At 70.0% G+C, this 10,909-nt stretch carries 9 protein-coding genes; 4 read left to right on the top strand and 5 right to left on the bottom strand.

Features of this window, described 5'->3' with window-relative positions; translation table 11 throughout:
- On the bottom strand, window positions 1–1,291 hold a 1,291-nt coding region (gene glnA / locus ACO1X9_RS16250; RefSeq protein ID WP_486351898.1), incomplete at its 3' end, for a type I glutamate--ammonia ligase.
- A gap of 153 nt (window positions 1,292–1,444) precedes the next feature.
- Between glnA and ACO1X9_RS16245 the strand changes: the two genes are divergently transcribed.
- Window positions 1,445–1,873, top strand: a complete 429-nt coding sequence (locus tag ACO1X9_RS16245) for an RDD family protein (RefSeq protein WP_486351897.1) — start codon at window positions 1,445–1,447, stop codon at window positions 1,871–1,873.
- Window positions 1,874–1,879: 6 nt separating this feature from the next.
- Here ACO1X9_RS16245 and ACO1X9_RS16240 read toward each other — a convergent pair whose 3' ends face one another.
- Window positions 1,880–2,581 carry a DUF4191 domain-containing protein gene (locus ACO1X9_RS16240; protein WP_486351896.1) on the bottom strand — a complete coding sequence of 234 codons (702 nt, stop codon included), beginning with the start codon at window positions 2,579–2,581 and terminating at the stop codon, window positions 1,880–1,882.
- Window positions 2,582–2,710: 129 nt separating this feature from the next.
- On the opposite strand from ACO1X9_RS16240, the gene ACO1X9_RS16235 reads away from it, so the two are divergent.
- Window positions 2,711–4,060, top strand: coding sequence for a protein kinase domain-containing protein (locus ACO1X9_RS16235; protein ID WP_486351895.1), 1,350 nt, complete (start codon window positions 2,711–2,713; stop codon window positions 4,058–4,060).
- A gap of 10 nt (window positions 4,061–4,070) precedes the next feature.
- On the opposite strand, the gene sucB is transcribed toward ACO1X9_RS16235, so the two are convergent.
- The 3 genes from sucB to ACO1X9_RS16220 form a co-directional block, all read right to left on the bottom strand.
- On the bottom strand, window positions 4,071–5,627 hold the full coding sequence (gene sucB, locus ACO1X9_RS16230; protein ID WP_486351894.1) for a 2-oxoglutarate dehydrogenase, E2 component, dihydrolipoamide succinyltransferase: 1,557 nt from the start codon (window positions 5,625–5,627) through the stop codon (window positions 4,071–4,073).
- 49 nt (window positions 5,628–5,676) lie between these two features.
- Window positions 5,677–7,050 (bottom strand): dihydrolipoyl dehydrogenase, encoded by a 1,374-nt coding sequence (gene lpdA / locus ACO1X9_RS16225; protein WP_486351893.1) that lies wholly within the window; start codon window positions 7,048–7,050, stop codon window positions 5,677–5,679.
- 93 nt (window positions 7,051–7,143) lie between these two features.
- Window positions 7,144–8,646 carry a leucyl aminopeptidase gene (locus tag ACO1X9_RS16220; protein WP_486351892.1) on the bottom strand — a complete coding sequence of 501 codons (1,503 nt, stop codon included), beginning with the start codon at window positions 8,644–8,646 and terminating at the stop codon, window positions 7,144–7,146.
- 91 nt (window positions 8,647–8,737) lie between these two features.
- On the opposite strand from ACO1X9_RS16220, the gene ACO1X9_RS16215 reads away from it, so the two are divergent.
- Both ACO1X9_RS16215 and ACO1X9_RS16210 read left to right on the top strand, forming a co-directional pair.
- Window positions 8,738–9,649, top strand: a complete 912-nt coding sequence (locus ACO1X9_RS16215) for a proteasome assembly chaperone family protein (protein ID WP_486351891.1) — start codon at window positions 8,738–8,740, stop codon at window positions 9,647–9,649.
- A gap of 185 nt (window positions 9,650–9,834) precedes the next feature.
- Window positions 9,835–10,909: sigma-70 family RNA polymerase sigma factor (locus tag ACO1X9_RS16210; protein WP_486351890.1), on the top strand; the 1,075-nt coding region annotated here is incomplete at its 3' end.

Raw genomic sequence — 10,909 nt, 5'->3', positions numbered from 1 at the left:
CGTGGTCGGCCTCGAGCGCGGCCAGGGCGGCGTCGAGCGAACCCGGCAACTGCGGGATGCCCTTCGCCTCCTCCGGCGGGAGCTCGTACAGGTCCTTGTCGACCGGCTCGTGCGGCTCGATCTTGTTCTTCACGCCGTCGAGGCCCGCCATGAGCTGGGCGGCGAAGGCGAGGTACGGGTTGCCCGAGGCGTCGGGCGCCCGGAACTCGATGCGCTTGGCCTTCGGGTTTGTGCCCGTGATCGGGATACGGATCGAGGCCGAGCGGTTGCCGGCCGAGTACACCAGGTTGACCGGGGCCTCGAAGCCGGGGATGAGCCGGTGGTACGAGTTGACGGTCGGGTTGGTGAACGCGGCGAGCGACGACGCGTGCTTGAGGATGCCGCCGATGTACCAGCGCGCGACGTCGGAGAGTCCGCCGTAGCCGTTCTCGTCATAGAACAGCGGCTTGCCGTCGTTCCAGAGCGACTGGTGGGTGTGCATGCCGGAGCCGTTGTCGCCCATGAGCGGCTTCGGCATGAAGGTCGCGACCTTGCCCCACTCGAGCGCCGTGTTCTTGACGATGTACTTGAACTTCAGGATGTCGTCGGCGGCGTGCACCATCGTGTCGAACTTGTAGTTGATCTCGCCCTGACCGGCGGTGCCGACCTCGTGGTGCGAGCGCTCGACCTCGAGGCCGACCTCGATGAGCTTGAGCACGATGTCGTCGCGCAGGTCGGCGTGCTTGTCGACCGGCGAGACGGGGAAGTAGCCGCCCTTGTACGGCGTCTTGTTGGCGAGGTTGCCGCCCTCCTCGAGCCGGCCCGAGTTCCAGGAGGCCTCGTCGGAGTCCACCTCGTAGAAGCTCTTGTTCTGCTTCACCTCGTAGCGCACGTCGTCGAAAATGAAGAACTCGGCCTCGGGGGCGAAGAACGCGGTGTCGGCGATGCCGGTCGACGCGAGGTACTTCTCCGCCTTCTTGGCGACCTGGCGCGGGTCACGGCCGTAGACCTCGCCGTTCCGCGGGTTGTAGATGTCGAAGATGATGATGAGCGTGCGCTCCGTGCGGAACGGGTCGACGTACGCCGTCGAGATGTCCGGGATGAGCTGCAGGTCCGACTCGTGGATCGACTGGAAGCCGCGGATCGACGATCCGTCGAACAGCTGGCCGACCGAGAAGAAGTCCTCGTCGACGGTCGCCGCCGGGATGTTGAAGTGCTGCTGGATGCCGGGAAGGTCGGTGAACCGGATGTCGAGGAACTTGACATCCGTGTCCTTGATGAACTTCAGCACCTCGGACGAGTCGCTGAACAGGGGCTTGGACATGGGTGGTACTCCAGTGGGCCGTCGATCGGGCAGGGCTGCTGGGCGCAGCCTCGAAGGCGAGGCTAAGGGAGGGCCGTTTCCCGAGGGTCACGCTCATGTTTCGGGGATGTTACGGGGCGGGTGACGCCTAGGCTGGATGCCGTGAGCGACCCGGCCGATCAGCACGGCGTCGAGCAGCGTTGGCCCGGCGAGCGTCTCGGCCTCCCCGAGTCCGGTCCGCGGTCGATCGCGAGACCCGGCCGTCGCATCCTCGCCCTCGGAATCGACTGGGCGATCGCGACGGGGCTCTCGGTCGCGTTCTTCCCGACCGGGCCGTGGCAGACCAACGGGTTCATCACGCTGGGGCTGTTCGGCGGCATCCAGCTGCTGTTCCTGCTCGTCGTGAACGGCGGCATCGGGCATCTGCTGCTCGGGATGCGCGTCGTGCCGCTCGTACCCGGTCGGCTCGCGTTCTGGCGGGCGGCGCTGCGCACGGCTCTCGTGTGCCTGTTCGTGCCCGCCGTGATCATGGATGCCGACCAGCGCGGTCTGCACGACCGGGCCGCCGGCACCCTGCTCGTCAGGGTCTAGCGGGCGCTAGCGCGGACGAGGGGCGCGAACCCTGTTCGGGTCGATGCCCTTCGGGATCGGCAGGCCGTTCTTGCCGAGCGAGGCGAGACGGTTCGAGACCGCCTGGATCTCCGACTTCGTGAGCGCCTTCTTGTAGGTGCCGAGAGTCTTCACGATGCGACCGAGCGGGGTCGCCTGCGGGTCGTTGTGGTCGACGTAGATGAGGTGCACGGGCACCTCGGGCAGGATGCGGCGCACGTTGGCGCGCTCCTTGTCGAGCATCGGCTGCGTGCGCGTGCGCGGGCCCTCGCCGATGAGCACGACGCCGCCGCGGCCGACGGCGCGGTAGACGGCATCCTGCGTCTTGTTGAAGTTGATCGGGATCTCGTTGCCCGTCCACGAGCGTCGGAGCGAGCTGCGCAGCACCGCGCCGACGGCGCCCGCCTGGCCCTCGATCTGCGAGAACGCGGCCTTCTCGGCGCGACGGCCGAGCACGATGAGCGACAGCAGCACGCCGGCGAGCACACCCGCGACGATGTACAGGATCCACAGCACGGGGTTGCCGGCGCCGAACAGCACCGCGAGCACGATGCCGGCACCGACGGGTGCGAGGAAGGCGAGCAGCAGATACAGGATGATCGCGCTGTCGTAGCGGCGGGTCATCTTGAAGACCTGCCACATCTGCTTCATGCGGCCGGGTTCCTTCTCCGGGGCGGTGGGGCGTGCCATGGGAACAACGATACGGTCCCGCGAGGTGCTCGCGGGACCATCTCCTCCCCGGGGTGGCTCCTCGCGTCGTCGTCCCCACCTGCGGTCTCGCCGGCGGGGCGACTCTCGGCGTGGTCGACCATCGAGGGGATGGATGAGGTCGCCGGATACCGCGTGCTGCGGTCGGCCGGGCATGGATCGAGGTCGACGCTGCTCGTCGGCTTCGACGACGGCGCGACGGTCGTGCTCAAGGTGTGCGCGGCCGGAGATCCGTGCGTCGCCGTCGAACTCGCAGCGCTCGACCGGGCGGCGGGGGAGCACGTGGTCGAGCTGCTCGACGTCGCGGCCGATGAGCGCGAGACGGTTCTCGTGCTCGAGCGTCTGCCGGGCGGCACGCTCGCCGACCTGCTCGAGCGGCGCACGTCGCTCGGCGCGGGGGAGGCCGTCACCATCCTGGCCCCGCTCGCCACGACGCTCGAGCGACTGCACGCGGCCGGTGTCGCCCACGGATCGCTCTCCCTCGGATCGGTCGTGTTCCGGGAGGACGGCGCCCCCGCCCTCGTCGGCTTCGGTGCGGCGGAGCTGTTCGCCCCCGGCGCTCCGGAGGTCGTGCGCGAGACCGTGCCGGGGGTCATCGCCGATCGAGCAGCGTTGCGGTCGCTCGTCGGGCTCGTGCTGGCGCGGGTCACGGGAGACCGGGCGGCGAGCGCGCGGCGGCTGGCCGCGGGGATGGTGGCGGCCACGCCGACCGGGGTCGCCGACGCCCTGTACGGTCTCGCGTCGCCCGACGCGGTGATCTTCGAGCAGGAGGAGCCGGCCGGCGAGCCGGTCGACTGGCGGGCGGACGCAGTGGTGGAGGAGCGCGAGACTCCTCGTCTCGCGGTGCTTCCGCCCTGGATCCTCGCGTTCCTGCCCGACGGACTGCGGGAGCGGGTGGAAGCCCAGGCGCAGCTGCTGCGCGCAGCCTGGGAGCGCTGGCCCGTCGGTCGCCGGCGGCTCGGGCTCGGCCTCGTCGCGGGGGTGCTCACCGTCGTCGCCGCGCTCGCGGTCGTGCCGGGTTCCCCGTCGACCGGGGCTGCGGAGCTCGGGGGAGTCGAGCCGCCCGACGTCGCGGAGTCACCCGCCGCGGTACCGCTCGACAGCCTGCCCGATGACCCGGCCGAGGCGGCCGTGCTGCTGCTCGCGCGACGCGAGGAGTGCCTGCGCGAGCTCTCGCTGCTGTGCCTCGACGACGTGGTGCAGGCGGGGTCGGCGGCGCAGGCCGACGATCTCGCGCTCGTGCGGTCCGTGCTCGACGGGGAGGAGTATCCGCCCGGGTCGATCGTCGAAGGAGAGCCGGTGCTCGTCGAGCGGCTCGGTGACTCGGCGTTGCTCGACCTGCCCGCGGGCAGCGAACCCGGCGCGCTGCTGCTCCTGAGAACGACCGAAGGCTGGCGCATCCGCCAGTACGTGGACAACACGTACCCGGAGGCGCCAGCCTTCGAGACGGAGGCGGGCTGACCCGCCCGGGTCAGATGCCGAGCTTGCTCGCGAAGTCGCCGCTCTCGAGACGTGCCTTGACCGCGCCGAGGAAGCGCGCGGCGTCGGCACCGTCGACGATGCGGTGGTCGTACGACAGAGCGAGGTAGACCGTCGAGCGGATCGCGATCGCGTCGAGACCGTCGTCGGTGACGACGACCGGCTTCTTCGTCACGATTCCCGTGCCGAGGATCGCCGACTGCGGCAGGAACACGATCGGCGTGTCGAACAGTGCGCCGCGCGAGCCCGTGTTCGTCACCGTGAAGGTGCCGCCCGAGAGCTCGTCCGGAGTCAGCTTGTTGTTGCGGGTGCGGTCGGCCTTGTCGGCGATCTCGCCCGCGAGCTGCGCGATGTTCAGGTCGCTCGCGTTGCGCACCACGGGGGTGAGCAGTCCGCGCTCGGTGTCGACCGCGATGCTGATGTTCTCGTGGTCGGGGTAGACGATGCTCTCGCCGTCGACCGTCGCGTTGATGATCGGGAAGGCCTTGAGCGCCTCCGCCGCGGCGAGCACGAAGAACGGCAGGAAGGTGAGCTTCTGGCCGGTCTTCGACTGGAACGCGGCCTTCACCTCGTCGCGGTAGTTGGCGACCTTCGTCACGTCGACCTCGACGACCGTCGTGAGCTGCGCGAGAGTCGTCATCGAGAGCACGGCGCGCTCGGCGACGACCTTGCGGAGGCGCGACATCGGCACCGTGGTGCCACGCAGCGGCGAGGTCCCGAGCACGGGAGCCGCCGACGCGGCGGGCGCCGAAGTCGACACCGCGGGGGCGCCGGCGGCGAGGACGTCCTGCTTGCGGATGCGTCCGCCGACACCGGTGCCGCTGACCGAGGCCAGGTCGACGCCGCGTTCGTTCGCGAGCTTGCGCACGATCGGGGTCACGTAGCCGGCGTGCGCGTTCGCGCCGGCGGCGGCAGGAGCCGCGGCGGGAGCGGGTGCCGGTGCGGGAGCGGGTGCCGGTGCGGGAGCGGGTGCCGGGGCGACTGCGGGCGCCGGAGCCGCTGCAGGCGCGGGGGCCGGAGCGGCGGCGGGCTGCTCCGCAGCCTCGGGCTGCTCGGTCGACGGCTGCTCCGGAGCGGGGGCAGCCGCGGCGGGCTGCTCGGCCGGGGCGGCGGGCGCGGGCGCTTCGGCGGCGGGCTGCTCGGCGGGCGCGGGCTGCTCGGCGGGAGCGGGCTGCTCGGCGGGAGCCGGAGCTGCTGGAGCCTCCGCGGCGGGCGCTTCGGCGGCGGGTGCCTCGGCGGGAGCCGGAGCTTCCGCGGCGGCGGGTGCCTCGGCGGCGGGTGCCTCCGCGGCCGGAGCCTCCGCGGCGCCGGAGCCGTCGCCGATCGTGACGAGCACGGCGCCGACCTCGACGGTCTCGTCTTCCTGCACCATGATCTGCTCGATCACTCCCGCGACGGGCGACGGGATCTCGGTGTCGACCTTGTCGGTGGAGACCTCGAGCAGCGGCTCGTCGACCTCGACCCGGTCACCCACCTTCTTGAGCCAGCGGGTCACGGTACCTTCCGTGACGCTCTCTCCCAGTGCCGGGAGGGTGACGGATTCGCTCATCAGCGGGTTGCTCCTTAGAAAGCCTGTGTGATCTAGCTTAAGTCGGGGGTCACATCGCGTGGAGGGGCTTGCCCGCGATCGCGAGGAATGCCTCCCCCAACGCTTCGTTCTGCGTCGGGTGCGCGTGGATGTACGGCGCGATGTCCTCCGGGTACGCCTCCCAGTTCACCGCGAGCTGCGCCTCGCCGATGAGCTCGCCGACGCGCGCCCCGATCATGTGCACGCCGAGCACGGGGCCGTCCTTCTGGCGCACGACCTTGACCGAGCCGGCGGTGTGCAGGATGTGGCTCTTGCCGTTTCCCGCGAGGTTGTAGTCGTAGGTCGCGATCTGGTCGGCGCCGAACTTCTCGGCGGCCTTCGCCTCGGTGAGACCGATCGAGGCGACCTCGGGCTCCGAGTAGGTGACCTTCGGGATGTTGACGTCCTCGACGACGATCGGGTTCAGACCCGCGATCTCCTCCGCGACGAAGATGCCGTGCTGGAAGCCGCGGTGGGCGAGCTGCAGGCCCGGGACGATGTCGCCGACAGCCCAGACGCCCGGGATGTTGGTGAGGAGGCGCTCGTCGGTGAGCACGAACCCGCGGTCCATGTTCACGCCGACCTCCTCGAATCCGAGGTTCGCGGTCGACGGTCCGCGGCCCACGGCGACGAGCAGCAGCTCGGCCTCGACGGTCGAGCCGTCTTCGAGCGTGACGACGACGCCGGAGTCGGTCTGCGTGACGCCCTGGAAGCGCACGCCGGTCTTGAAGTCGATGCCGCGCTTGCGAAACGCGCGCTCGAACTGCTTCGAGATCGCGATGTCCTCGTTGGGCACGAGGTTCGGCAGCGCCTCGATGATCGTGACCTCGGCGCCGAACGAGCGCCAGACGCTCGAGAACTCGACGCCGATGACACCGCCGCCGAGCACGGCGACCTTCTTCGGGATGAAGTCGAGCGCGAGGGCCTGCTCGCTCGTGATGACGCGGCCGCCGATCTCGAGGCCGGGGAGCGAGCGCGAGTAGGAGCCGGTCGCGAGCACGACGTTCTTGCCCGTGACGGTGACGTCGCCGACCTGCACGGTCGTGGGCGAGGTGAGGCGCCCTTCGCCCTCGATGGTCGTGATCCCGCGCGCCTTGATGAGCCCCTGGAGGCCCTTCCACTTCGACGCGACGACCTCTTCGCGGTACGCCGTGACGCCTGCGATGTCGACGGAGCCGAAGGTGGCCTGCACGCCGAACTTGGCGGCATCCTTGGTCACATCGGCGACCTCCGCCGCGTGCAGCAGCGCCTTCGTCGGGATGCAGCCGACGTGCAGGCACGTGCCGCCGACCTTGCCCTTTTCGATGAGGCCGACCGTGAGGCCCAGCTGGCTGGCGCGCAGTGCGGCGGCGTAGCCACCGCTTCCTGCACCCAGAACGACAAGGTCGAAGTTCTGCTCGGACACCCGGCGACTCCCTAGATGAGTGCGAATTGGGCCGCGACAGGGGGTGGCGTGCGGCCCCGGAGAGGCAAGGTGTTCCTTGCCTCCTAGACCTTACTACGGTGTCGAAAACTCTTCCGCGAGAGCGATGAGGGTTCGCACCGTGGTTCCGGTCGGCCCCTTGCCGATTCCGCCGTGCGGGCTGCCGGGATTGTTCGCGACACCGGCGATGTCGAGGTGCGCCCAGGGGATCGACCGCTTCTCGTCCCCCTCGCCCACGCTGCCGACGAACGTGCGGAGGAAGTGCCCCGCGACGAGCATCCCGCCCGTCGGGGTGCCGGGCTTGGCGTTCGCGATGTCGGCGACGTCGCTGTCGAGCAGGGAGCGCAGCTCGGGAGGGAGCGGCATCGGCCAGAACACCTCGCCGACCGAGGCGCCCGCGGCGACCACGCGAGCGACGAAGTCATCGTCGCCCATGACGGGACAGTAGCGTTCGCCCATCGCGACCCGGGCGGCGCCGGTGAGCGTGGCGATGTCGACGATCGCATCCGGCTCCTCTTCGCTCGCGGCGACGAGACCGTCGGCGAGCACGAGACGGCCCTCCGCGTCGGTGTTGAGCACCTCGACGGTCGAGCCGCCGCGCATGCGCAGCACGTCGTTCGGACGCACCGCCGATCCCGAGGGCATGTTCTCGGCGAGGCACAGCCACGCCGTGAGGCGTACCGGCAGCCCGAGCTTCGCGGCGGCCACGATCACGGCGAGCGCGGTCACGGCACCGGCCATGTCGTACTTCATCCCGACCATGCCGGCCGGAGGTTTGAGCGACAGTCCACCCGAGTCGAAGGTGATGCCCTTCCCGACGAGGGCGAGGTGCCGCTCGGCACCGGCGGGGGAGTAGCGCAGCACGACGAGTCGCGGCGGGCGCACCGAACCGCTGCCGACCGCGAGGATGCCGCCGTAGCCGCCCGCCGCGAGTTCGGTCTCGTCGAGCACCTCGACGTCGAGCGGAAGGCCTTGCGCCAGATCGACCGCGGCCGCGGTGAGGGTCTCGGGGTAGAGGTCGGAAGGCGGCGTGTTCACGAGGTCGCGCACGGTGTGCACGGCGGCGGCGACGACGGAGGCCCGCTCGGTCGCCGCGGACGAGCCCGCGATCTCGACAGACACGTGCACGGTGATCTCGTCGGCAGGCGTCTTGGTGGTGCCGATCGTCGACACGCGATAACCCGTGTAGGAGTACGCGCCGATCGCGGCACCTTCGAGCACCGCGACCGCCTCGGCCTCGTCGGCGACGGGGAGGGCGAGCGCGAGTCGGTCGATGCCGGTGAGCTGACGCGCCGCCGATCCGGCGGCGTAGCGCAACGCGTCGGTCGTCAGGGGTGCCGAGCCGAGGCCGATGAGCGCGATCGCGGCGGTCGAGCCATCGGATGCCGGGAGCCGGCGGAGTTCGTCGGTCGCGCCGGTCGCAGCGATGCCCGCGAGAGCTGCGGCCACCGTCGGGAAGGCGTCGTCCGCGACGGCGAGCCGGGGGCCGTCCGGAGTCTTCCGCACACCCAGCACGAGCACCTCGGCGTCGCTCGTGATCGGGTCGGACGGAGAGAGGGAGAGTACCGGTACGGCCATGTCGCCATGCTAACCGCGTGTTCGCTGAGGGCTTGACGAGCGAGCCGCGTGACCCCGGCGACCCGCGAACCCCGCCGAATAGAATCGACGCATGCGTGATCCCGGCGGCCTCTACGACCTCTCGGTCGAGGTGAACCAGGTACCGCGCGGGCTCCACCTCGTCGCGGGTCTGACCGGCTTCACCGATGCGGGCAGCGCGGTGAGCCAGTTGAGCGAGTACCTGCTCGAGAACCTCGAGATGAGCGAGGTGGTGGCCTTCGACACCGACGCGCTCCTCGACTACCGCGCCCGCCGGCCGATCATGTTCTTCGATCAAGACCATCTCAGCGAGTACCGGCCGGCGAAGCTCTCGCTCTATCTCGCGAAAGACGAGCTCGGGCAGCAGTTCCTCTTCCTCACCGGTTTCGAACCCGACTTCCAGTGGGAGCGGTTCACGGCGGCGATCGTGCAGCTCGTGCAGAAGTACGACGTGAAAGACACCACCTGGGTGAACGCGATCGCGATGCCGACGCCGCACACGCGTCCGATCGGCGTCACGGTGAGCGGCAACCGTCTGGATCTCATCGACGCGCTCTCCGTGTGGAAGCCGCGCACGCAGGTGCCGTCGAACGCACTTCACCTGCTCGAGTACCGCCTTCAGGAGGTGGGACACCCGACCGCGGGCTTCGTGCTGCTCATCCCGCACTACCTCTCCGACACCGAGTTCCCGCAGGCGGCGGTCACAGCCCTCGAGAGCATCAGTGCGGCGACCGGCCTCATCTTCCCGACCGATCGGCTCCGCGAGGAGAATCGCGAGTTCCTGGCCAAGGTCGACGACCAGGTGCAGGGCAATCAGGAGCTCGAGCGGCTCGTCGGCACGCTCGAGGAGCGACACGACTCCTATATGGAAGACAACCCGCTGCCGTCGCCCCTCGTCGACGCGAGCGGCGAGGTGCCCTCGGCCGACAGCATCGCCGCCGAGCTCGAGAAGTTCCTCGCGAACCGCCGCGACGACGGGGCCTGACCCGCGGTTTCCGCAGGTGCAAGCCGGGTCCGCCGGACTGTGAGACAATAGATGTTCAAGACCCGGTCGGGTTCTCACCATCGCCTTCCCCAAGGCGTGAGGACTTGACAAGGGTCTTAGTAATGCCCGGACGGAGTTCGCCAAGCCCGTCTCCCCCGGGAGAACGCGAAGGGAAGGGAACCCGGATGGCCACCCGATCCAGCACGAAGACCGACACGACGAAGGACGACGCCTCGACGAAGACGGCGACGACTGCCGCCGCCAAGAGCGCGACCGCCACGAAGGCAGCGCCGGCCAAGGCGGCCGCGAAGCCGGCCGCTGAGAAGACGCCCGCCAAGACGGCGACCAAGACGTCCACGACCAAGACGGCGGCGACCAAGACGGCGGCCAAGGCCCCCGCGGCCAAGACGGCCGCCAAAGCGCCCACGGCCAAGGCCGCACCCGCGAAGGCGAGCAAGGCGAAGGCCGCGCCCGGCGACGACGACGTCGACGAGACCGACGAGGTCGAACTCGAGCCCACCGACGTCGACGAGACCGACGGCGATGACGACGTCGTCGTCGCCGATGACGAGGTCGTCGAGAAGCCCGCCGCCGAGAGTGACGACGACTCGACCGACGACGCCGACGGTGACGACGATGACGACGACTCCGCTCCGGTCGAGCCGCTTCCGACCGGTGCCCTCCGCCTGTCGATGACCGACGACGAGGACGAGGTCCCCGTCTACTCGGCCGCGATCACCGGCGCCACGGCCGACCCGGTCAAGGACTACCTCAAGCAGATCGGCAAGGTCGCGCTCCTCAACGCCGCGGAGGAGGTCGAGCTCGCGATGCGCATCGAGGCCGGCCTCTTCGCCGAGGAGAAGCTCTCGCAGATGCCCGAGGCCGAGAAGCGCAGCCAGCTGGGCCGCGAGCTCACCTGGGTCGCCCGCGACGGTCAGCGCGCGAAGAGCCACCTGCTCGGGGCGAACCTGCGTCTCGTCGTGTCGCTCGCGAAGCGCTACACGGGTCGCGGCATGCAGTTCCTCGACCTCATCCAGGAGGGCAACCTCGGTCTGATCCGTGCGGTCGAGAAGTTCGTCTACACGAAGGGCTTCAAGTTCTCGACCTACGCGACGTGGTGGATCCGCCAGGCCATCACCCGCGCGATGGCCGACCAGGCACGCACCATCCGCCTCCCGGTGCACATGGTCGAGGTCATCAACAAGCTCGCCCGCGTGCAGCGCCAGATGCTGCAAGACCTGGGGCGCGAGCCCACGCCGG

It is taken from the genome of Pseudolysinimonas sp. (assembly GCF_057350545.1).
The sequence above is the reverse complement of the archived record's forward strand: the minus strand, read 5'-3'. Positions and strand labels throughout refer to the sequence as shown.

Excerpts from the sequence above, each read along its gene's own strand:
- ACO1X9_RS16235 (WP_486351895.1), top strand. The coding sequence starts at position 2,711 with ATGGATGAGGTCGCCGGATACCGCGTGCTGCGGTCGGCCGGGCATGGA.
- ACO1X9_RS16240 (WP_486351896.1), bottom strand. The coding sequence starts at position 2,581 with ATGGCACGCCCCACCGCCCCGGAGAAGGAACCCGGCCGCATGAAGCAG.
- ACO1X9_RS16215 (WP_486351891.1), top strand. The coding sequence starts at position 8,738 with ATGCGTGATCCCGGCGGCCTCTACGACCTCTCGGTCGAGGTGAACCAG.
- sucB (WP_486351894.1), bottom strand. The coding sequence starts at position 5,627 with ATGAGCGAATCCGTCACCCTCCCGGCACTGGGAGAGAGCGTCACGGAA.
- ACO1X9_RS16220 (WP_486351892.1), bottom strand. The coding sequence starts at position 8,646 with ATGGCCGTACCGGTACTCTCCCTCTCTCCGTCCGACCCGATCACGAGC.